This is a genomic window from Streptomyces sp. NBC_00328, assembly GCF_036139655.1.
GTDB lineage: Bacteria > Actinomycetota > Actinomycetes > Streptomycetales > Streptomycetaceae > Streptomyces.
Window position 1 is genome coordinate 7590368 of record NZ_CP108013.1, and the last position, 21330, is coordinate 7611697.

Consider the following 21330-nt stretch of genomic DNA (forward strand, 5'->3'; position numbering starts at 1 on the left):
TGACCTCGAGCTCGGATCAGCTCAGGTCGCAGACGTCGTCGAGGTGACAGTTCTCGTAACCGGTGCTGACGTAGTAGGCGTCGCGGTCCAGCAGCCTCACCTCGGTGGTGAATCTGCCCAACTTCCCGCCTGCGGCCGTGTTCTGTGCGGCTGTGATGGCGGCACGTCCACAAGCCTCGCTCCACGACGGGAGGGCGTAGTTCTTGTCGAGCTTGAGCGTGAAAGTGCCGTCGGGGTTACTCACCGCGTACATCTGAACGCACGACTTGCCAGAGGCAAGTGTCATGCCACCACTTTCCCGGGACTTCGCGAAGGGGTATTCGTCACAGCTTGCCCCGATTGCCGTTGTGGGGGGATCCCACTCGGCGACGGCGAGTTTGCACATCTTATTGCGGTTGTCCGTCGCGACAGCGTTGTCTGCGAGGCGGTGGAGAGGCTGTTGGTACTTCTTGCTCCCTGGATGGGAGGCCAACTTCTCCATCAGAATCCAGTAGTACGCGGCTGCTGCGGGATACTTGGCGCGTTCGAGGAACATGGTCGGGGTGGCATTGGGGAATACGCAGCCGTAGTTTCCGCCGACCTTGTTGTCACAGCGGATGGCGAATGCCGTGTCCCTCCACTGGTTGTTCGCGGTGACGGAGGTCCCGGGAGCGCTCCAGCTCGTGTTCCAGTCCAGACCGAGCCTCGCCTCCCCTCCGGCGACCTTGTTCCAGCTGTACGTGTCCGTTCGTGAGGCGGTGTGCTGGTCTCCTTGCGTCCAGGTGGTGCTGCCGGTCCAGGCGCCCGGCGGGTTTGCGGTGCAGTCGCTCATGGCCCAGCAGTTCTCGAAGTACTGGTCCAATGTCGCGGAAGGCACTCCGACCAGGTCCGGCAAGGAGAATTCTGTCCAGGCAGTGAATCTCTCAGAGTTCGGATCGAGATCGATCTCCTGAACGATCTTGACGTTGCCGCCGCCGATGACGACGCCGTCGGTGTTCCTGGCGTAGAGAGCGTATCCGCCCCGTAGGCACCCTTGTGTGCGGGTGTACTGGAACGGCGATCCCGGAGCGGTCTTGCACCACGGAACGGGCTCGGCTGCCGTCGCGGCAGTGGCGACAGATTTCCTTGTGGCTGCCTTGGGTGAGATCTTCGGAAGCTCGTTCCATGGCTTGTAGGACCCTATGCACAGCTGGATTCCGTTGGCGTCTGTCGAGCACTTGTCGACGTCGTCCGAGGAGGTTGTCCCTGCAGTGCTCCTTGCGCCGGCGGAGAGTCCTTCAGGTGTGGGAGCCGGGGCATCTTCTGGCTCCTGGGCGGAGACGTCGTCGATATCCGGGGCCTCCGGATTCTCTGCCGCGAAATTGACCTGTGGCATGCCGCTGTAGTCGCCGGGCGTGAAGGCGATGGCGTCCCAGGCGATGTCGTCCGTTGCTGATCCAACGCTGTTGGCGTTGGAGAGCTGGACTTCGGGAATCGCGTCGTTGAACCGGTAGGCGCCGAGAGAGACCCACGAATTGCTTTCAGCGGCGCCCTGGTCGATGGTCTTCTTGACCGCTCCGAACGGGGTGATGACGGAGTAGACGGCTTCGCCTGTCTGGGCGCCGGTGTCGGGGATGTGAGCCCAGACCTTGGCCTGGCCGCCGTCGATGGGGGCATTGAGCTTCCAGTCGCCGAGGACGGTCATACGGCCGCCGTCGCCGCCGAGATGGTCGGCGTCGCGGTCATGGGCGTACCAGAAGTGGCCGCCGTAGCCGCCGCCGATCTGGTGCAGGTCGGCCTTCGCGTCGTACTGCCCGAGCCCCGGTCCGGTGGCGTTCGGGTCGGGGTAGAAGGTGAACTGGAACGAGCCGTCCGTGGTTGTCGTGCCGCAACTGCTCCAGGTGTTGGTGCCCGAGGGCACGTTGTCCACGACCTTCGCGCCCGAGGGCGCTCCGGAGCAGACAGGCGTGCCGTTCTGGAGTCGGGTGCCGCGGCCGGGTTCGTTGATCAGGCTCTGGTACTTGATGTTCTCGAAGCCGCAGCTGGTGGCGCAGTCTGACTTCCAGACGGTGCTGGACTCGTGCCACCAGTATTGCTTGTAGCAGTCCGCGTCGGGGCAGTCGGGCGGGCTGGCGGTGTTGCAGTTGTTCTTGGTGTTGCAGAACGCGTCGAGCGGCGGCGCGATGTGGGCCCTGCGGTATTTCGCGCTGCTCGGGTCTATGAGGGATCCGTTGGTGCCGTTCCAGTACGCGGGGCGGAAGCCGGCGGAGGAGAAGCCGGACTCGCCCGGCCAGTCCTGGCGGCCGGAGGTGGCGTAGGAGTGGCCGGTGTCGATGGACCAGGCGGCCCAGCCCATCACCTTCTCCTCGTAGGGCCAGTTCTGGGGGTGGGCGGCGTCCTTGGCGGCCAGCGGGTCGAGGTCGGTGTTCATGAAGGCGAGCCGGGACGCGGGATAGACGGGGTTGGCGGGGTTGTTGTACCAGCCCAGGCCCCAGTTGCCGTTGGTTCCCTCGTCCGCTCTCTTGTTGAAGCCGAGGTTGTAGTTCCACACGGCGGTGAACCAGTTCTCGGGCTTGGCGGGGTCGTCGTTGTTCACGGCGATGGTCTGGCCGGATTCGTGGACCTCGTTCCACTTGTCGGCGAGGATGTAGAGCGACGCGGCGATGTTGGTGGTGTAGTCGATGGCGACCGCGCGCTGCGTGCTGACGGGCAGGGAGGTTTCGTTCGGCTTCTCGTATCCGGCCTTGCGCATGCCGTCGGTGACCTGTCCGACGCCGTAGCCGCAGTCGGACTTGTCCCAGCGGATGGTCCAGAAGTCGGAGAGGGAGCCTCCGGTCTGGTGGCCGTAGAAGCCGTCGACGGCCGCGAGCGGGCTGCCCATCTGGCCGGGTATGGCCCCGGATTCGGCCTGCCACAGGTTGGACTCCTGGGCGAGGATGCCCAGTTGGACCTGTGCGGGGATGCGTCCGCCGCCGGTCAGCGCGGGCCTGGGGAACAGGCCCTGCGGGTCGATCGTGGAGATCCCGGTCTGCGAGCGCCAGCCGCCCTGCGTGAGGTAGCCGGAACGCAGATTGCCCTGGATCGCCATGTCCACGGCCCACTCGACCTGGTTCGGGGTCGGCTGAAGGGCCTGGGTGCTGACGTCGTTCCGGGCGACGGAACACCAGCGGTCGGTGTCGACGGGGTCGTTGGCCCGGGAGTCGGCGGCCGCGGTCAGCACGCTCGTCGTCGATATCTGCGGCTTCGGGGAGCCGGTCAGGACGGGCGACGGCCTGGCGCCCGCGGTGCTGCCGGGCTCGGCGGCCTTCTGGTCCGTGTGCCTGCCCGTGCCCGGAACCGAGCCGGTGATGGTCAGGGCGTGGCTGGAGTGGCCCGGAGTCGTCTCGGCCGCGGGTTCCTTGGTCGCGGTCCTGGTGAAGCCGCGGCCGGCGCCCTTGATGTTGTCGATGCCCGCCTGAACGGCGGGTGAGAGGACCGGGTCGACCGCCAGGCGTCCGCGGGTGGAGAGGTCCGCGTCGGGTGGGACTTCCAGGGGCTTGATGCCGCTGGCCACCAGGCCCTTGTCGTGGTCCGCCTTTCCGGTGAGGTAGACGGTGCCGTCCGTGCCCTGGCGCAGGTTCATCGCGGTGAGCCTGCCACTCGCGACGGTCGTCTTCCTGCCGTGTGCGTACGTCGTGACGTCGGCGTAGGTGTCGCCGGTGCGGTCGATGTAGCGGACCGTGCCGTCACCGGTGACACGGATGTCGTACGGAGCGTGCCGTGTGGCGGCGAGCGAGGCCGCCTTGCCCTTGCGGTCGACGTGGACGAGCCGGTTCCCGGCGGCGGCGATCACACCGTCCTTCGTGGGGACGGCGGAGGTGATCTCACCCTGGGCGGTGGTGTCCGCGACCGTGGTGCCCTTGGTGTTCACCGTGACCAGACGTGTCCTGGCGTCGTGCAGAGCGGTGAAGACGGCGGTGTGCGTGACCGGGCTGCACGTGGGGTCGAAGTAGGCCAGGGACCCGGTGAACGGCAGTTTGGTGACACTGCCGTCGTCCAGGTTCACGATCGCCGTGAACGCGCCGCCCATCATCAGGTCGGGCTTGTTGGTGAAGGCGCGGGGAGCGTAGACGACGGCCGCGTGACGGTCGTCCATGACACAGCTGTTGCCGATCCAGGTGTCGGCCGGAAGCTGCGGCTCACTCAGTACGGCCGCTGTCCTCCAGTCGTAGCCGCTGTCGCTGTCGGCGACCAGGAGATGGAAACCGTCACTGTCGGCGGCAGAGGTCACGGCCCGGTCCGCCGACGCCTTCCAGCCCTTGCCGAGAACCGCGTTTCGGTCGGCCTCGCGAATCGCCGACGACGCGGGCTTCTTCCCGGCGGAACCTGTCGGGGCCTGCGTCTCCAGGTGCGCCTGAGTCGAGTTCTCCGGTGTTTTCGGCGGACTTGCGGAGGCTTGCGTCGATAAAGGTAATGCCAGGGCTGTCGCCGAAACGACGATCACCGATATTCGCAGCCGTCTGAATGGCGTTCTCACGTATCTCCCCTATGTCAGGTCGGTAGGCGCCTGCAGGGGTACGGGCGGATTCAGGCCGCGTCCGTTTCTCCGTGCCGGCGTCACCTGTTCAGCATGTCCGAATTCGATGCCGTGACGGTGTGTGCGGCGCAGACCTTAACAGGGGGTGGAATGGGCTCGCGAAGTATTTTCCGGATTCCCGCCGTACGCCATGAAATCGCCAAGATGCGACAAAGATTTCGGCGGGATTCCCGTGTGTCAGCTGCGGGATTCGATTCCCGTCACTTATCGGTGAGGACAATTGAGACAATCCCTGATTGCCCGTATGGCGACGGCGGCTCCGGGCAGCAGGTCGGGATGGTGCGGAAACGGCCGACGCGGTGACCGGAAATCGATGAGGCGACCGGCATACCCGGCGGACGGTGACACGCGGTTGCCGCGGCCACCCCGGACTGTGAGGCTGAAGACTCGGATGTCCCGGAAGAGGCCAGTGAGCCCCGTGACCGCCGCGATAGGACGGCAATGTGGGCAGCCACGGAGATAAGTGGTGGTTGGTTCCGGCGAGTTCCTCTGCGGGAGTGGGAGATCCGGGCTCGGCCGGTACGGGTGTCCAGTTCGGGTGTACACATTGTCGGCGAGCGAAAGGCCACCGCCGAGCGCGCGTCGCACGTCCCGCGAACGGCAGGTTCGGTTCCTGAGGTTCGTCCGTACGGATGCGCCGCCGAAGACCCGGTCCAGCGCACGGTCGGGCAGCAGCCTGGACAGCGCGCGGCTGCCGGCCGCGTCCCGGCCGACGGTGTAGCGGGTCCTCGGCCGTGCCGCGACCAGCGCGCGGAAGATCGCCCGGGCGACGTCGTCCGGGGTTGTGCGGCTGCTCCGGGCGGAGGCGAGGACCGGCCGGGGTCAGGTCTCCCATCAGGCCGGGATCGGCGTCACCGGGTGTCCCCAAGGTGGTCTCGTGCCCAGGTCTCGAAGGACGGGGGATCAGCCCGCAGGGGTGAAAAGGCCGGCGGGCTCTGCCCCGCTCAGGGCACCAGCACGACCCTCCCGAACACCTCTCCCGCGTCCATCTTGCGGTGGGCCGGCGCCGCCTGGTCCAGCGCCAGCACCTCGTGCACCACCGTGCGCAGGTCCCCGAGCGCGGCATCGGCGAACTGGGACGACCGTACGGCCTGCCGGTCGGGGCCGGGCACGGTGTCGGAGCTGAAGGTGGCGAACGACAGCGATCTGCGGAAGGCGTCCATCAGCCGCATGCCGAAGTCCGCCGGCGGCTGCCCACCGACCACGCCGACGGCCACGTACCGACCGTTGGAGTTCAACCTGTCCAGGAAAAGGGGAAGCTGGGGACCCCCCACGACATCGATCACCACGTCGAAGCCCGCCGGGGCGTCCTGGCCGCCCTCACCGGAGCGGTTCAGGACGTGCGTGGCGCCCAGCTCTTTCAGGCGGGCACCACGCTCGGCCGATGAGGTGGTGACCGCTACCGCGCCGGCGCCGTTCCTGGCTGCGAGCTGGACCGCCGTGATCCCGATGCTGCCCGCCGCACCGCGCACGAGCACCGTCTCCCCGGGTGCGAAACGGGCCCGCTCCAGGGCGAAGTGGGCGACCACGCCGGAGCCGCCGAGAGCGACCGCGTCGGTGCCGGTCAGGCCGTGGGGCAGCGGCAGCACATCATCGACCGAAGCGACGGCTTGCTCGGCATACCCACCGGACAGGCCGGTGAACGCCCATACTCGCTGCCCGATCCACGAGGCGTCCACGCCCTCTCCCACCGCGGTGACGCTTCCCGCGATCTCGCTGCCGAGGAGATGGCCCGCCCGGAAGCCGTAGGCGGCGAGCTCTCCCCGGCGGATCACGGCGTCCACACCGCCCACTCCGATCGCCTCCGTGACGATCCGCACCTGCCCCGGAGCGGGAACCGGCACGGGCATGTCGATGACCTCCAGGCCCTCAGGGTCTCCGAACGTCCTGATGACGACGGCTTTCATCGCTGCTCCTTGGGTCGGTCGGTGGACGGACGGACGCAACTGCTGCGACCGTGGGCATCGAATCGGCCCCACCGCCGGGGCCACCACCGAATTGCCGGGGCCGGGCGGCGGCACCGCTGTCGGACCGTAACGGACGCCCCCGTCCGTCTGGCTGAAGTGAGAGACGATGACCGGCCACTTGCCTCGGACCGTGCGCTCCGACACCCGCGACAACCGGGCCCGCATCCTGCACGCCGCCCGCTCGGTGTTCGGCGAGGAGGGCCTGAGCGCACCCATGCGCGACATCGCCCGGCACGCGGACCTCGCCCCCGCCACGCTGTACCGGCACTTCCCGACCAAGCAGGCACTGATCGCGCAGACCTTCACCGAGCAGCGCCGAGCCTGTCACGCCGCCGTCCGCGACGCCCTCACGGACGCGGACCCGTGGCACGGATTCCAGAGCCTGATCCAGCGGATCTGCGAACTCCACGCGCACAGCCGCGGATTCGCCGACGCTTTCATGACGGCCTTCCCCGAGTCCATGGACTTCGCCGCCGACCGCGAGCGGACCGTGCGCGCGGTCGCCGAACTGGCCCGTCGTGCCCAGGAGACGGGCGAGCTCCGCTCCGGCTTCGTCGTCGACGACCTGATCCTCATGCTCACGGCCCACCAGGGCCTCCAGCACGCGCCCCTCCCGGCCCGGCTCACGGCCTCCCGGCGCTTCGCCGCCTACGTGATCGAGGCGTTCCGCGCCGCACCGGAGACGGGAGCGCCCGCCCCCCTGCCGCCGGCATCACGCCTGCGGCAGGCGCACTCGTCCAGCACGCCGTGAACCCGGCAACCCTCAGGCGGGCGGTGTGTCGGGGCGGGCGTCGTACACGGCGCGGGCAGCGTCGATGTGCGTCAGGTGCGTGATGCTCCACTCCAGCAGGGGTGCGGTGGCTTCGCGCAGGGTCCTGCCCATCGGAGTGAGCTCGTAACTGACGTGCGGCGGCATGACGTTGCGGACGGTCCGTGTGAGGATCCCGTCGCGTTCCAGGCCGCGCAGGGTGACGGTGAGCATGCGCTGACTGATCCCGTCGACGGCCCGCTTGAGTTCGGTGAAGCGGCGCGGCCCCTGGCTGAGGTTACGCACGATCAGCAGCGACCACTTGTCGCCGACGATGCCGAGCACTTCACGGGCCTGGCACGGGTCCTCCGGCCGTGCCGGCCGTGCCGGCCGCGATTCGCCGCCCGCTGTGCCGCTCATGGTTACCTCCACAGAACCGGGGCACCTCAATGTGCCGTATTGATCGGGGTGCGGCAGCTGCAGCACGATGATGTCGGTTCCTGAAGAGTACCGAGGCACGGACAGGAACTGTCATGTTCCCGCGCTTCCACGCCCCGAAGAGGAAGAAAACCCCCTCATGTCAACTTTTCTGCTGGTACACGGTGCCTGGCACAGCGGCCGGTGCTGGGAGCGGGTGGCCCCGCTGCTGGAGTCGGCCGGACACCGCGTGTTCGCGCCCTCGCTGACCGGCTACGGGGACAGGGCACAGCTGCTCGGACCCGAGGTGGGGCTCGACACGCACGTCGAGGACGTCGTGAAGCTGATCCACGAGGAGGACCTGACCGAGGTGGTGCTCGTGGGCCACAGCTACGCGGGGCTGGTCGTCTCCTCCGTGGCCAACGAGGTTCCGGAACGGATCGCGCACCTGGTGTACCTGGACGCGATGGTCCCGGAGCACGGTGAGAGCGCCGTCGACGTGCAGCCCATGACCCAGAACCTGATCGACCTGGCCGCCCGGTCCGGCACCGGCTGGCGCATCCCGCCGCTGCCCGAGATGCCGCCGCCCCTCGGTCTGTTCGGGGTCACCGACCCGGTGGACGTCGCCTGGCTGCGCGCGACGCTCTCCGACCAGCCGGTGCGCTGCCTGCAGCAACGGGTCCGATTTGACAACCCTGCCGTGGACTCGGTTCCGCGCACGCACATCCACTGCGTCGGCGCAGAACCGGAAGGCATCGTGCGGCGGCCCGTCCCCGCGACACAGCCCAACGGCTCCCCGGCACGGATACGGGAACTGCCGACCGGACACGACTGCATGATCACCATGCCGACGGCTCTGAGCGAACTGCTGCTGGAAACCACCCCTCGGTAGCAGTTGAAACACCTGCGAAGGTTCTCGAAGATCGGCCGCGTCGAGCTGTTCCGGGGGCGACCCGGGGTCTCTTCACCGAGTCGGCGACGACGTTCGACGCTGCGCTTCGGCACCGGAGCGGATCGGGAACCCGAGGCGCACAGGGACACCGGGTGAGTACAGGACGCTGACCGGGGCGTGATCGGGCGCGGGGATCCCGGCCGCCACAAGCAGGTTCTCCTCGCACGTGATCAGCTCGGCGCGGTACAGGGGCCAGCGCGGGTGGTCGTTGGGAAGATACTCCGAGCCGCCGAAGAACGCGTTGTGCATACCCCACCGGGCGGTGAGAAAGTGCTCCAGCTCGGTGGGCTCCTCGACGCGTTCACCGGTGCGCACGGTGATCCGGCTGTACGCCCCTCGAGGGCCGGGCCAGCGACGGGAGCTCGAGTACGCGACGGTGCCCCCGTCGGACCGTATGTCCATCCGCGACCACAGATACGGCAGCCGGAACCCGAGACGCCCGATCACCACCGGGAGCAGCCGCGCCGCGTCCATCGACCGGAAGACGACCCCGCGCCGCCCCTGCGCGTCGACCGAGTAGAGCCGCACGTTGGTCTCCGGGAAGGATCCGAAGTACGGCATCCCGGGCAGGCGCAGCAGCCCGACCTTGTGCATCCGAAAGGCGACGAGCCCCACGTGAGCAGCCCCGTGATGGGTGTCGGGGACGGTTCCGCTCGGCAGCAGCCCGGCAACGGCGTCGGGATCGACGGCCCAGTGGATGAACGTGAGGTCGAGCCACCGCTGGGTGAAGAGCGGACGGTCCACGGATGCGGGAGCGTCGGGCGTGACCGAGGCGGGCGATTGCACGCCACCACAATGACAGAGGCCACCGACACCCATGATCGGTCCGCACGTTGGGCAGGTGGTTTCCGGGAGGCCTCCATGTCCTTCGTCGAGCGAGGCGTGGGGTTCTGGGTTCATGGAAGGTTCCTCGTGGAAGGTGCCGTCGCGGAGCGAACAGCACGTTGATCCGCTGCCGGGCAAGGCGGAGGATGGCTTGTGCGCGGGTCCTTCCGCCGGCCCGGCAGCGGTCGTACCGGGCAGTGGCCGGCCTCTCGTCAGCGTCTCCGACGGCACCTTCCGGGCCCGGAAGCACAACGGGGGGCGGGTTTCAGTTCGTGGCGTCGAGAGCCTCGTAGACGTGTCTGATGTAGCTGTGGGTGCGCTCCGAGCCGAGGATCCCGTCGCCCACCCGGTTCATCGTGTACGCGAAGGTGATGCGCCGGTCGAGGTCCATCATGACGATCGAACCGCCCCGGCCGACCCAGAAGCAGATCGTTCCCGTGGGCATGCCCGGCATCGTCCTCGGGTCGGCGAGCGCATAGCCGATGCCCCAGCGCACGGGAACACCCAGGACCAAGTCGACCCCGTCGGCCTGTACGTCGAAGATCTTGTCCACCGTGTCCGCGGAAAGGAGCCGGAAGCCGTCCGCCTCGCCGCGTCGTGAGATCACGGAGAGGGCACGGGCCATGCCTCGTGCGTTGCTGTGTCCGTTGAGGGCTCCGAGTTCGGCGTGGCGCCATTGCGGGGTGTCGACGTGCTCGTCCCGGGCGGGGCTTCCGAGCAGTGTCCTGGCGAAGATCGCCTCAGGATCGAAATCGGCCGGTACTCCGGAGATCTGCGGCGGCACCAGCCCGGCGATACGCGGCCAGTCGGCCTCCCGCGCACCGATCTGGACGTCGGCGTCCAGTCGTGCGGCGATCTCGGTGTCGACGAACTCGGTCAGAGTGCGGCCACTGACGCGGCGGACGAGCTCTCCCACAAGCTGCCCCTGGGTCTGCATGTGGTAGCCCGAGGCGGTCCCCGGCTTCCACCAGGGCGCCTGTTCGGCCAGCCGGCCGCTCGCCGTCGGCCAGTCGCAGAGGTCGTCCATGGTGAAGGGCTGCTGCCAGCCGGAGAGCCCTGACGTGTGCCCCAGGACGTGCCGCACCTCGATGTCCTGCTTGCCCTGGGCGCCGAACTCGGGCCAGTAATCCGCGACCGGGCGGTCAAGATCCAGTGCCCCCCGGTCGACGAGCACGAGGGCGGCCAGACTGCTGAGGGTCTTGGTGGTCGACCACAGGCTGACCAACGTGTCCTCGCTCCACGGAACGGTCCGTGCCTCGTCGGCGTGCCCACCCCAGATGTCGACTTCCATGACTCCGTCGACATCGACGGCGATCGACGCCCCCAGCTCGTCACCGGACTCGATGTGCGCTGCCAGTGCTGCTCGGACCGGTTCGAACCGGTCAGTGGTCTTTCCCTCGACGGTAGCCATGATCTTCTCCGCTGTGGACGACAATCGTTCATGTGTTCAAACGATGAGTCGGCAACTTGGTTCACGCTCCGCGCCAGGACTTGGAGGAAACGGTCCCTTCGCCGGTGGGTGACTCGCCGTGAACTGCCGTACGCAGCCGTCGTTCCGGCGTCCGCCCTCGTGTGTGACGGGGATCACGCCGAGGGTAAAACCTGTCGTCCGGGCCGGGCGTCTGGAAGGTGTGAGATCAGTGATGAACGCACCCGGCGAACCGGACGAGGAACGTCTCGTCCGGCTGGTGGCCAGGGGCGACCGTGCCGCGTTCGAGGAGCTGTACCGGCGGACATCGCCCTGGATGGCGGTGCGGCTGCGCCGCCGCTGCGCGGACGACCAGATCGTCGCCGAGGTCATGCAGGAGACGTATCTGGCGGTGTGGCGCGCGGCGGGTGCGTTCGCGGGGTCCTCGGTGGGCGGGACGGCCGTCGGCTGGCTGTGGACGATCGCGGCACGCCGCCTCGTCGACGCCTTCCGGCGCAGGGCACACCACGCCGAGCCGCCGCCGACCGCCGCTCTCCCCGACGCGGTGCCCGCCGCCGAGGACGAGGTGCTCGCGGCGACCGTCGGCGGTGACGTCGGAGACGCGCTGCGGCGCCTGGCGCCGGAGCTCAGACAGGTACTGCAGGCCATGGTGCTCGACGGGCTGTCCGTCCGGGAGACAGCGGTCCTGCTCGGACTGCCCGAGGGCACGGTCAAGACCCGTGCCCGCCGGGCCCGGAACGTGATGCGGAAGGCGCTGGCATGAGTGTGGAGCACGCGGCGATGCGGATCATCGACGGTTACGCGCGCGGTGACACGGACCTCGCCGCCGACGAGGTGTGGGCCCTGGAGGCCCACCTGGAGACGTGCCGGGTGTGCCGGGACCGGCTGTCGACCGCGGTCACGGCCGAGGCGCCCGCCGTGGCGGCCCTGGTCGACACCGTGTGGTCCGGCCTGGAGCCCCAGCTGGCCACGACCGTCACGATGCCGCCGCGCAGGCGCTGGTCGGCGCGGCTGTCGGTGTGGATGACGCCGGTGATGGTGCCGTGGCTGGCCATGGTCGCGAGCGTGACGCTGCTCGCACTGCTGCTGGACGTGGCCGGCACCGGTACCGGCGAGGTGTCGCTGGTGCTGCTGCTCGCCCCGGTCCTGCCCGTGCTCGGCGTCGCGGCGTCGTGGTCGCGCGGCCTGGACCCGGCGTACGAACTGACGGCCTCCGCGCCCAGGGCAGGGCTCCACCTGCTGCTGCGGCGCACCGCGTCCGTACTCGTCGTGGTCGTCCCCGCGCTGCTGGCGGGCGGATGGGTGACGGGGACGACGGCCGCCCAGTGGCTGCTGCCCTGCCTCGCCTTCACCACGACGGCTCTGGCGCTCGGCGGCGTCGTCGGGGTGACCCGCGCCGCCGTCGCGCTCGTGGCGTTGTGGGCCGCCGTGATCGTGGCACCGACCCTGGCCGCCGGCCGTACGGCCTTCGCCCTGCGGACGGACGGTCTGCCCGTGTGGGGCTTGGTCCTCGCGCTCGGCGTCGGTGTCGTGATCGCCCGCAGGGACGCGTACTCCGTGCTGGGAGCCCATCGATGACCATCGGAAAGGAACACCGCATGACGTCCGCCGTGAGCGGGGCCGACATCGCACCGACGGCCTACGCCTGGGAGATCCGGGCCACCGGGCTGAAGGTCAGGGTCGGAAGGAAACGGATGGCCGTCGACGGGCTCGACCTGTCCCTGGGCACCGGCGTACACGGTCTCCTCGGACCCAACGGGGCGGGAAAGACCACCCTCATCCGGACGCTGGCCACCGTACTGCACCCCACCGAGGGCACCCTCGAACTGCTCGGCGAGCCCGCGGGCCGCTCGGGCGAGCAGCGTGCGCTGCGCCGCCGGATCGGCTATCTGCCGCAGGAGTTCGGCTACTACAGACGGTTCACGGTGCGCGAGTTCATCGAGTACATGGCGTGGCTGAAGGAGGTGCCCAAGGCGGACATCCCCGCCGCGGTGCAACGCGCCGTGGAGCGGGTGGGGCTGGCGGACCGCGCCGACGAGAGGATGAAGGCCCTGTCGGGCGGCATGGTGCGACGGGTCGGCATCGCCCAGGCCATCGTCAACGACCCGGCGATCCTGCTGCTGGACGAGCCGACGGCCGGCCTGGACCCGGCGCAGCGGGTGCGCTTGCGCGGACTGCTGCAAGAACTGGGCGAGGACACGTGCGTGGTCGTCTCGACCCATCTGGTCGAGGACGTCGCCGCCGCGTGCACCGACGTGGTGCTCTTCGCCGAGGGCCGGCTGGTCTTCCAGGGATCTCCGGACGAGCTGGCCTCGGTGGGCGGCCCGGAGCACGTGGGCGACAGCCCGCTGGAGCGCGGCTACTCGGCGCTGCTGCTCAGCACCGAGCAGGGAAGGGGCACATGGTGAACGTCCGCGTCCTGCGCATCGAGTCGAGGCGCTCCGTCGCCCCGTGGGCCGGGGCGGTGATCCTGACGACCGCGCCGGCGTTCCTGTACCTGCTGAGCGGTCCGTGGTGGAAGGGCACCGCCCTGTGGACGGCCCAGTGGACGTCCATGGCCCTGTGGACGCGCTTCCTGCTGGTCTTTCTGTGGCCGCTGGTCGTGGGGCTCGGGGCACTCCAGGGGCTGCGCGACCACCGCTCGGGAATGCCCGAGCTGCTGACGAGCACGCCGCGGCCCGCCTGGCACCGCGCGGCCACGCTGGCGGGTACGACCGCGATCACGGTGACCTCGGCCTTCGCGCTCCTCGTCCTTCAGGGCGCGGCCCAGGTGATGCTCGCGGACACCGGGTACACGCACCTCGGATGGCTGCCGATCTCGCTGGTGGGGGCACTGGCACTCGTCGCGGGGGCCGCGCTGGGCATGGGGGCCGGACGGACCCTGCCGTCCCCGCTCACCCCGCCCGCGCTGGCCGTGGGGGCCTTCGTGTTCATCAACCTGCTGCAGCAGTCGATGGAGGCGGGGACACCGACGGCCGCGGTGCCGAACCGGGTCGCGCTGCTGTCACCGGCGGTGGCGGAGGTGCACGACGTGCTTCTCACGCCCGCCGCCTCCGTGCACCTCGGGCAGACACTCTGGCTGCTCGGCATGGCCGCGACGGGCTTCGCGCTGCTGGCCGCGGCGACCCCGCGCGCCCGGCTGCTCGCCCTGACGCCCGTGCTGGCGGGCGCGGCGGTCGCCCTGCTCGTCCTCCCCTCCGACCCGCGCCGGACGTACGTCGTCGACGAGGCCGCCGCAGCGATGGTGTGCGACGGTCCGGTGTGCGTGACCAAGGTGCGGCAGTCACGACTCGACGAGCTCGCGGGCCCCGGCAGGAAGGCGCTGGTCCTGCTGCACGACGCCCTGGGCAGCCGGGCACCGGACTCGATCCGTGAGAGCACCGCCCGACGGGCTCTCGGCGCCACGCCGGAACGGCCCCGCGGCGCCGTGCTCGTCGACTTCGACGACTGGGTGATCGCCGGCGCCGAGGGCGAGGAGCTGACCCGCGTCCTGCTCGCCCAGGGCATGGCCCCGGTCTGCTCCCCCCGCAGCGACGGCGAGAGCGGCACACTCCGCGAGGTCGCCGCACAGAGCATCGCGGCGGGCTGGGTCCTCGGGGACCTCAGGCTGCTCGGTGGCAGCGTCTACTCCTCGCACGGCCAGCTCGAACTGGCCCGCCCGGTGTGGAAGGAGCTCAAGGCGTTGCCGCGGGCCGAACAGCTCTCGCGGATCAGCGCGATGCACGCCGCCGCGGTCTCCTGCGCGGGCGACCCTCTCGACATCCTGGCCGGCGGTGCGTCCCGGTGAGATGGCTGACGCTGTACGCACGCTCACGGCAGGTGCCCGCGTCGTTCGCCGCGGTGGTGATCAGCGCGATGGCGGTGTGGGCGGCGGCCCCGGACGGCAACGCGGGACCCGGTGATCCGCGGCTGCCCGCGCTCGCCCTCGCCGCGGGGGTGACGGCGGCCTCGATCGGGCTCGGCGGACAGGACCTCGCGCTGGACCGGACGGCCGCGATCCGCTGGGTGCTCCGCAGGGCAGTGCACGTGCTGCTCATCGGCGCGGTCGTGGGCACGGTGCTGTCGGCGGTGCAGACGACGGGCGAGGACTTGGCCACCACCGCGTTCGTCGTCCGCGACTGCGCGGGCCTGACGGGTCTTTGCGCCATCGGGGCGGCGGTCTGCGGTGCGCAGTACGCGTGGACGCTGCCCGTCACCTGGCTGGCGCTGTCCCTCTTCGCCCCGTCCCCGACAGGCGTACCGACGCAGGTGGTCGGCTGGATGCTGCTGCCGCCCGGCACGGCCACGGGCACCTGGACGGCCCTGGTCCTCATGGTCGCCGGCACCGCGACCTACGCCGTTGCCGGGCCCAGACCGTAGCCGCGGCTACCAGGACCTTCTTGGTGCAGCAGGCTGACGGAGTCGATCGCGCACCGGGAGCGGTCCCACCTGGACCGTCCGCAAATCGCCCCCGTGGCGGCCGGGTTCGTACCCGGCCGTGTCGAAGTCGGTCAGGACGGAGCGGTCGCGGCTGGTCCTTCGGAAGATCTGGGCGGGCGTCGCGCCGCCGTCGCGGTTCCTCGCCCTCCGTGCCCGCATGGTGGTCTCGTAGGCGGCGACGGCCCGGCCGGGTTCGTCGGGGCGGGCCAGGAAGAGGGCGAGTTCGGCGCCGTCGAGCATGGCGTGGCCGGTGCCGTCGGCACGGAACGGGGACCACAGGTGGGCGGCGTCGCCGAGCAGGGTGACGCCGGGGGTGTGCGGCCAGGTGTGGGGCCGCGGGAGGACGTGCACGGCCCGGTGGACGTACGGGCCGTCGTTGTCCGTGATCAGCACGCGCAGCCTCTCGTGGTAGCCGGCGAACCGCTTGAGCAGTTCGGCGCGGACGGCCGCGGTGCCGGCTGGGGCGATGCAGGCGGTGCGCCGCCGGCCGGGCTCGTCGCACAGGACGATGCGGGCACGGATGTGCTCGCCGTCGCGTCGGCCGATCAGGCCCTTGCCGCCGCCCGTGGCGAACATCTGGCCGTAGCCGACGAGTTCGGCCACCGCCGGATGGGCCCGGTCCACGTCGTGGAACCACGCCTCGACGAAGGTGACCCCGGTATGGACGGGGGTGGCGGCGCTGACCAGGGGGCGGACCGTGGACCAGGCTCCGTCGGCGCCGATGACCAGATCGGTCTCGGCCGCGGAGCCGTCGTCGAATGCGAGCCGGTGGGTGCCGTCGCCGCCGGGGGTGGCCGAGAGGAGCCTGTGGCCCCAGCGGACGGTGCCCGGTTCCAGGGAGGCGGCCAGCAGTGCGTGGAGCCGGGCCCTGTCGATCACGGAGGGAGCGCCCTCGTCCTCGTCGGGCCCGTCGAACTCGTCGTCGACGACGAGTTCGCCCTGCGGGGTGAACATGCGCCTGCCCGGTTCCGAGGGACTTGCGGCGGCCTGGAGCTCGGCCGTCAGGCCGGCTTCACGCAGGGCCCGCTGACCGAGGTCCGCGTGCAGGTCGACGATGCCGCCCCGCTCGCGGACACCGGCCGCGGTGTCCGACTCGTACACGGTGACCCCGAGGCCGTGGCGCTGCAGGACGCGGGCACAGACCAGTCCCGCCGGGCCCGCGCCGATGACGGCGATGCGAGGGGTGCGCCTGCTGGTCATGGGAATCTCCGGTTCGGTGGTGTGCGCTTCCGGGACCGGACGGCGCTGGTCCGCCGGTCAGGGGCGGCTGCCCGCCGTCCCGTCCCGGCCGCACCGCGGATCCGGGCCGGCCCCACGGGTCGCGTCGCCCAGAGGCAGGTAGTCATTACATGCAGTAGAGCACGCATTTGCTGGATGCTCTACATATTCTTGTGCCGTTACAGTTGTGTCATGACAAACGGAAGTGAGTACGGACACCAGGACGACGACGCGGTCCTCGACAGCGTCGGGCCGGCGTTCTCGCGGCTCAGACGACGTGCCCCGTCCTCCGGCAAGGACCTCTCCCGCAACCTGGTGCTCAACGTCGTCGCCGAGCGCACGGGCGAGACGACGGTGGGCGCGGTCGCCGAGGAACTCGGAGCGGACCAGTCGGTCGCCAGCCGCCTGGTGTCCGACTGCATCCAGCACGGGTACCTGAGGCGGGAGGCGTCCCAGCAGGACGGCCGGCGCACCATGCTGAAGCTGACCCCGGAAGGCGAGGCGCTGCGCGGCCGATTCGCCGCGGAACAGCGCCAGGCGTTCGAGCACATCACCCGGGACTGGCCCGCGGACGAACGCCTCCAGCTCGCCCGCCTGCTCGTCAAGTACGCGGAGGAGGCCGCCGCCCTGCGCAGACGCGAGCGGGGCTGAGTCACCGCCACGACGAGGCACGGGCGGCGTCACCAGGGCCGGCCCCTCCGGGAGGGATCCGGCCCTGGTGGCGGGTCAGCGGGTGACGTCGACCGTGGCCGCGAGGGGCACGAACTCCGTGTCGCCGTCCTTCGCCGTCGCCAGCACCGACACCTTCCAGGTGCCTTTCGCGAGGTCGGCCACGTCCTGCTGCGTCGCCTTCAGGGTGTAGGTGCAACGGGACGTCTCCTCGGAGATGCTGCGGCACTTGGCCCTGTCCACGTACTGCAGCTCCGACTCGGTCAGGTCGAGCTTGGAGCTTGCCGGCCACGCGATGACCCTGAGTTCGCGGACACCCGAGTCGTCGCTCACGTCCGCGGTGTACGAGAGCTTCCCCGCGCTCTGCCGGGACGGAGCGACGTAACGGGCGGAGCTGTTCTTCACGGTCGGCTGCGTGCCGGTGAAGGCCATGGCGTAGCCGCCGGCCGCGACGACACCGAGGGCGACGGCACCGATGACGGACGGGACGAGAACGCGCTTGGACATGGTTGATCCCCTTGCTTGCGAGTGGAGTGTCGATGGGCGGGAGAGTGCGGAAGAACCGGTGGCCGGTCGGCTGCTTTCCCGATGTGATCGAGGCTATGGCCGGGACCACCGGCCGGTCCTCACGCCGGGGAACGATTGCCGCGTCGAACCGCGGGTGCAGCATCTGCACCCCAGGTAAGAGAAGACGGTCCGCCTCAAGTCCGAGGACAGCCGCTCACCTGCGGTCATAACCTTGATCTCTTATGAAGAGAACCGACGACCGGCTGCTGCCCCTCGTGCTGCTCGGCGCCCAGGCCGCGGTGTGGCCGGGGGCCGACCTGATCCGCGGGAGCGTTCCGGCGGGATCCGCCCTTTTCGTGGCGGCCCTCGTCGCCGGGCTGGTGACGGCCGCGCTCTCCCTGCGCCGTTCGAAACCGGTGATCGCCCTCGTCGTGGTCGCCGCGTCCTGTGCGCTGGGCTCCGGCCCCTTGCCCACCGGGGCCACGGCCGTGCTGGGGACGGCGGGTGTGGCCCTGGCCCTGTTCACGGTGGCCGGCGAACGGGACACCTTCACCGCCCTGTTGTGCGTGATGGCGCTCTCCTGCTGGCAGTCCCTGTACGGCATCAGCCTGCACGGGCTCAGTGACCGCGACGGACTCGACGTCGTCCTGACGGCCGTGCTGTACGCCGCCGCGTCCGCCGCCGGAATCCTGGTGCGGCGGAGCCGGCGCACACGGCAGGCCGCCGAACAGCGGCTGAAGCGGGCCGAACTCGAGCGGCACCGGCTTCCGGCGGTCGAACGGCGGCGGATGGAAAGGGAGTTGCACGACGTCAGCGCCCACCATCTGACGGCCGTGGTCGTCACGGCGGGCGCGGCGCTCGGGCTGCGCGACCGTCGCCCCGAACTGGTCGACGAAGCCCTCGGGTTCGCCGCCGAGACGGGGCGTGAGGTCACCCGCGCGCTCGGCGCGGTACGGGCGCCGGCGCCCTCGCGGGAACAGCAGCCGTCGCCGAGGGAGCGGTTGCTGGGTCTGGTCACCGGGTTCTCCCAACTGGGCCGGCGTGTGGAGTGCGAGATCGACGCACTGCCGGACGGTGCCGTCGCGGATGCGGCGTACGGCATCGTGCGCGAGGCGCTGACCAATGTGGCGCGGCACGCGCCCGGTGCGTTCACCACCGTGACGTGCCGGTACGGCGACGCCCGCACGGAGGTCGTCGTCACCAGCGCCGCACCGCCGGCCGGTTCGCCGGCGCACGGCGCCGGTCTCGGCTCGGGGCGCGGCCAGGGCTTTCTCCGGTCGCGGGCGCGGGAGGCGGGCGGCACCCTGACCAGCGGCCCGACGGCGGAGGGGGGTTGGGAGGTGAGCGCGGTCCTGCCTGGCCGGCTGGCCGCCGCCTCGGTGCGGCGGTCGGTTCCGTGGCAGTACCGACTGGCGCAGCTGACGGCCGCCATCGGTCTCGTCGTGCAACCGCTGCTTCCCCTGCTGGCCGTCCGGACGGACTCCGTGCCGACCGGTCCGGGGGTGTCGGCAGGGGTGCTCTTCGCGCTGCTGGCCGTGGGGCAGGCGCTCGCGCTGCTGTGGCGGCGCCGGGCGCCCCGCGCCGCCCAGGGCGTCGTACTGGGGCTGGCTCTGCTCTGGCCGGTGGCGATGTCCGTGGGTGACTACACGGGCTGGGTGCTCCTGCCGCCCCTGCTCAGCATGGCCGCCACCTGCGCGGTGGTCGCCTCCGCCGCGGCCCGCGCGGCCGCCACCGGTCCGTCCGTCACCGAAGCCCGCCCACGGCTGCCGCTGTGGGCCGGCCCGGTCGTGGCCGTGGTGGTGCACGCGGCGGCCACGACCGCCGCCCTGGTGCACCGGGGCGCGTCCTTCCCCGCCTGGGTGCTCGCCGCGGGGGCGATGGCGCAGGCGGCCCTGGTGGTCGGCGCGGCATGGTGGGGCGGGACCCTGCGCGGGCGTCGCCGCCGAGCCGACCGCAGTGCGCAGACGGAACATCTGGCGACGTGGACCGAGGAGGCGGTACGGGACGCCTGGGCCGAGCGTCGCCGGATCGCCACCGGGCTGGAGACGACCGTGCTGGCGCGCACCGCCGACATGGTCGCGCAGGCGGAGGCGGGCCGGCTCGACGAGGTCGCCGAACGTGCCCGCGAGGCTCTCGCCGCGATGCGTGCCCTGCTCGACACGGTCCGGGACGGCGAGGCCACGGCCGCCCTGCGCCCTCAGCCCACCCTCCAGGCGCTCGACCTCCTCGGCCATCAGATCCGGGCCACCGGCCGCGACGTGGAGATACGGCTGACCGACCGTATACCGAGACGGCTGCCCACCACCGTGGATCTGGCTGCCTATCATGCCTGCGAAACGGTGCTCGCGGCCGGCGGAGACGAGCCGATGGCGGTGGAACTCGACGCGGACGACGCCGTGTTGACGATCACGGCGACCGGCGTTCCGGACACCGTGCGTCCCGCCCTGTACCAACAGCTGTCGGCGCGGACCGCGATGGCCGGCGGGACGGTCACCGCCGGCCGGCCGGGCCCGGTACGCGTCCGGCTGCCGCTGACCGCGGCGCCGGATGTGCCGCGCAACGACGAGGAGGAACAACGATGAGCCTCAGGGTGCTGGTCGTCGACGACCAGGGCATCGTGCGGGCGGGGTTCGCCGCCGTGATCGACGCCGAGGAGGACATGACGGTCGTCGGCGAGGCCGCCGACGGTGCCGAAGCGGTACGGCTCGCCCAGGAACTGGCACCCGACGTGGTCCTCATGGACGTCCGCATGCCCGAAGTGGACGGCATCGCCGCCACCCGGATCATCACCGGCCGCCCCGACGCCCCCCGCGTCCTGGTGCTGACCACCTTCGACCTCGACGCATACGTGTTCGACGCACTGCGCGCCGGCGCCTCAGGATTCCTCCTCAAGGACGTACACCCCGCCGAACTGCTGAACGGCATCCGGGTGGTGGCCACCGGCGAGAGCGTTCTCGCCCCGTCCGCCACCCGCCGGCTCATCGGCCACTACGCGTCCAGGCCGGGCACCGGGCTCCCGGACAGCAGCACCCCGCTCGGGCTGAAGAGCCTGACCGACCGTGAACGCGGCGTCCTCGGCCTGATCGCCGCCGGACTCACCAACACGGAGATCGCCCAGCACCTCGGCATCACCGTCGGCACAGTGAAGTCCCATGTCAACGCGCTGCTCCGCAAACTCGGACTGCGCGACCGGGTCCAGGCGACGATCCTCGCCTACGACCACGGCCTCGCCCGCCCCAACCCGCCCCACTCACCCGCCTGACAGCCCACCGGCCACCACGATCCAGGAGCCCGTCACCATGACCCGCCCAGGTCTCTCCCTCCTACGCGGCATGCGCCGCGCGCTCGGCACCCTCGCGGCACGGATCTATCTGACGGCCTGTGTCCTGCTGCTCGGATGGGCACTCGTGGTCAGTTCGGAAGGGTCCATGGCGATCGTCATCCCGTTGCTCGCCACCATGCCGGCAAGTCTCGTGCTGTTCGTCCTGCCCGAACACAGCGGAATGCTCCTGCTCTCCATGGTTCTCGGAGCACTGGTCAACGCCCTGGTCATCGGCTGGTGCGCCCGTGTACTGCGCCGTGGGAGCAGCCCGGACCCGGCATCCTGACGGCAGAAACCACTCGGGGCGGCCGGTCAGGCCGGTC

18 protein-coding genes and 1 pseudogene are annotated in these 21330 nt (G+C 70.5%); 11 read left to right on the plus strand and 8 right to left on the minus strand.

The features are described from left to right. Window positions 1-16: 16 nt before the first annotated feature. Together OG485_RS33205 and OG485_RS33210 are read right to left on the minus strand one after the other, a co-directional pair. Entirely contained in the window at window positions 17-4228 is a 4212-nt protein-coding gene (locus OG485_RS33205) for a Tat pathway signal protein (RefSeq protein ID WP_328672263.1), read from the minus strand. A 1250-nt stretch (window positions 4229-5478) separates the two neighbouring features. Continuing rightward, a complete protein-coding gene (locus OG485_RS33210) occupies window positions 5479-6441 on the minus strand; it encodes a zinc-dependent alcohol dehydrogenase family protein (RefSeq protein WP_328672264.1) in 963 nt (320 codons plus the stop codon). 166 nt (window positions 6442-6607) lie between these two features. Here OG485_RS33210 and OG485_RS33215 point away from each other — a divergent pair, with 166 nt between their 5' ends. Then, on the plus strand, window positions 6608-7252 hold the full coding sequence (locus OG485_RS33215; RefSeq protein ID WP_328672265.1) for a TetR/AcrR family transcriptional regulator: 645 nt from the start codon (window positions 6608-6610) through the stop codon (window positions 7250-7252). Between the two features lie 12 nt (window positions 7253-7264). On the opposite strand, the gene OG485_RS33220 is transcribed toward OG485_RS33215, so the two are convergent. After that, complete coding sequence (locus OG485_RS33220) at window positions 7265-7669, minus strand: winged helix-turn-helix transcriptional regulator (protein WP_328672266.1); 405 nt, start codon at window positions 7667-7669, stop codon at window positions 7265-7267. A gap of 157 nt (window positions 7670-7826) precedes the next feature. On the opposite strand from OG485_RS33220, the gene OG485_RS33225 reads away from it, so the two are divergent. Next, a complete protein-coding gene (locus OG485_RS33225) occupies window positions 7827-8558 on the plus strand; it encodes an alpha/beta hydrolase (RefSeq protein WP_328672267.1) in 732 nt (243 codons plus the stop codon). Window positions 8559-8630: 72 nt separating this feature from the next. Here OG485_RS33225 and OG485_RS33230 read toward each other — a convergent pair whose 3' ends face one another. The 3 genes and pseudogenes from OG485_RS33230 to OG485_RS33240 form a co-directional block, all read right to left on the minus strand. After that, complete coding sequence (locus OG485_RS33230; RefSeq protein ID WP_328672268.1) at window positions 8631-9404, minus strand: YqjF family protein; 774 nt, start codon at window positions 9402-9404, stop codon at window positions 8631-8633. A gap of 94 nt (window positions 9405-9498) precedes the next feature. After that, a pseudogene (locus OG485_RS33235) lies at window positions 9499-9633 on the minus strand (IS110 family transposase); the annotation flags it as partial. Window positions 9634-9708: 75 nt separating this feature from the next. After that, entirely contained in the window at window positions 9709-10854 is a 1146-nt protein-coding gene (locus tag OG485_RS33240; protein ID WP_328672269.1) for a serine hydrolase domain-containing protein, read from the minus strand. A 232-nt stretch (window positions 10855-11086) separates the two neighbouring features. Here OG485_RS33240 and OG485_RS33245 point away from each other — a divergent pair, with 232 nt between their 5' ends. The 5 genes from OG485_RS33245 to OG485_RS33265 are packed head-to-tail and all read left to right on the plus strand — an operon-like array spanning window position 11087 to window position 15231. Continuing rightward, window positions 11087-11635 (plus strand): RNA polymerase sigma factor, encoded by a 549-nt coding sequence (locus OG485_RS33245; protein WP_328672270.1) that lies wholly within the window; start codon window positions 11087-11089, stop codon window positions 11633-11635. Beyond that, window positions 11632-12450 carry a zf-HC2 domain-containing protein gene (locus OG485_RS33250; protein WP_328672271.1) on the plus strand — a complete coding sequence of 273 codons (819 nt, stop codon included), beginning with the start codon at window positions 11632-11634 and terminating at the stop codon, window positions 12448-12450. The genes OG485_RS33245 and OG485_RS33250 overlap by 4 nt, the downstream gene beginning before the upstream one ends. After that, complete coding sequence (locus tag OG485_RS33255) at window positions 12447-13280, plus strand: ABC transporter ATP-binding protein (protein ID WP_328672272.1); 834 nt, start codon at window positions 12447-12449, stop codon at window positions 13278-13280. Before OG485_RS33250 ends, OG485_RS33255 begins: the two co-directional genes overlap by 4 nt. After that, a complete protein-coding gene (locus OG485_RS33260) occupies window positions 13277-14659 on the plus strand; it encodes a hypothetical protein (protein WP_328674753.1) in 1383 nt (460 codons plus the stop codon). Before OG485_RS33255 ends, OG485_RS33260 begins: the two co-directional genes overlap by 4 nt. Further along, window positions 14656-15231, plus strand: coding sequence for a hypothetical protein (locus OG485_RS33265; RefSeq protein WP_328672273.1), 576 nt, complete (start codon window positions 14656-14658; stop codon window positions 15229-15231). Before OG485_RS33260 ends, OG485_RS33265 begins: the two co-directional genes overlap by 4 nt. A 6-nt stretch (window positions 15232-15237) precedes the next feature. On the opposite strand, the gene OG485_RS33270 is transcribed toward OG485_RS33265, so the two are convergent. Continuing rightward, window positions 15238-16491 carry an FAD-dependent oxidoreductase gene (locus tag OG485_RS33270; protein ID WP_328672274.1) on the minus strand — a complete coding sequence of 418 codons (1254 nt, stop codon included), beginning with the start codon at window positions 16489-16491 and terminating at the stop codon, window positions 15238-15240. A 210-nt stretch (window positions 16492-16701) separates the two neighbouring features. On the opposite strand from OG485_RS33270, the gene OG485_RS33275 reads away from it, so the two are divergent. Next, window positions 16702-17160: a MarR family winged helix-turn-helix transcriptional regulator gene (locus OG485_RS33275; RefSeq protein ID WP_328672275.1), complete on the plus strand. Its 459-nt coding sequence runs from the start codon at window positions 16702-16704 to the stop codon at window positions 17158-17160. 75 nt (window positions 17161-17235) lie between these two features. Here the strand turns inward: OG485_RS33275 and OG485_RS33280 are convergent, their stop codons facing one another. After that, window positions 17236-17685: a DUF5707 domain-containing protein gene (locus tag OG485_RS33280; protein ID WP_328672276.1), complete on the minus strand. Its 450-nt coding sequence runs from the start codon at window positions 17683-17685 to the stop codon at window positions 17236-17238. A 242-nt stretch (window positions 17686-17927) separates the two neighbouring features. Here OG485_RS33280 and OG485_RS33285 point away from each other — a divergent pair, with 242 nt between their 5' ends. Genes OG485_RS33285 through OG485_RS33295 form a run of 3 tightly spaced genes read left to right on the plus strand, consistent with a single transcriptional unit; the run spans window position 17928 to window position 21293 of the window. Then, window positions 17928-20267: a sensor histidine kinase gene (locus OG485_RS33285; RefSeq protein ID WP_328672277.1), complete on the plus strand. Its 2340-nt coding sequence runs from the start codon at window positions 17928-17930 to the stop codon at window positions 20265-20267. Next, complete coding sequence (locus OG485_RS33290) at window positions 20264-20947, plus strand: response regulator transcription factor (RefSeq protein ID WP_328672278.1); 684 nt, start codon at window positions 20264-20266, stop codon at window positions 20945-20947. Before OG485_RS33285 ends, OG485_RS33290 begins: the two co-directional genes overlap by 4 nt. Before the next feature lie 37 nt (window positions 20948-20984). Then, on the plus strand, window positions 20985-21293 hold the full coding sequence (locus OG485_RS33295; RefSeq protein ID WP_328672279.1) for an SCO4225 family membrane protein: 309 nt from the start codon (window positions 20985-20987) through the stop codon (window positions 21291-21293). The last annotated feature ends 37 nt before the right edge of the window (window positions 21294-21330 follow it).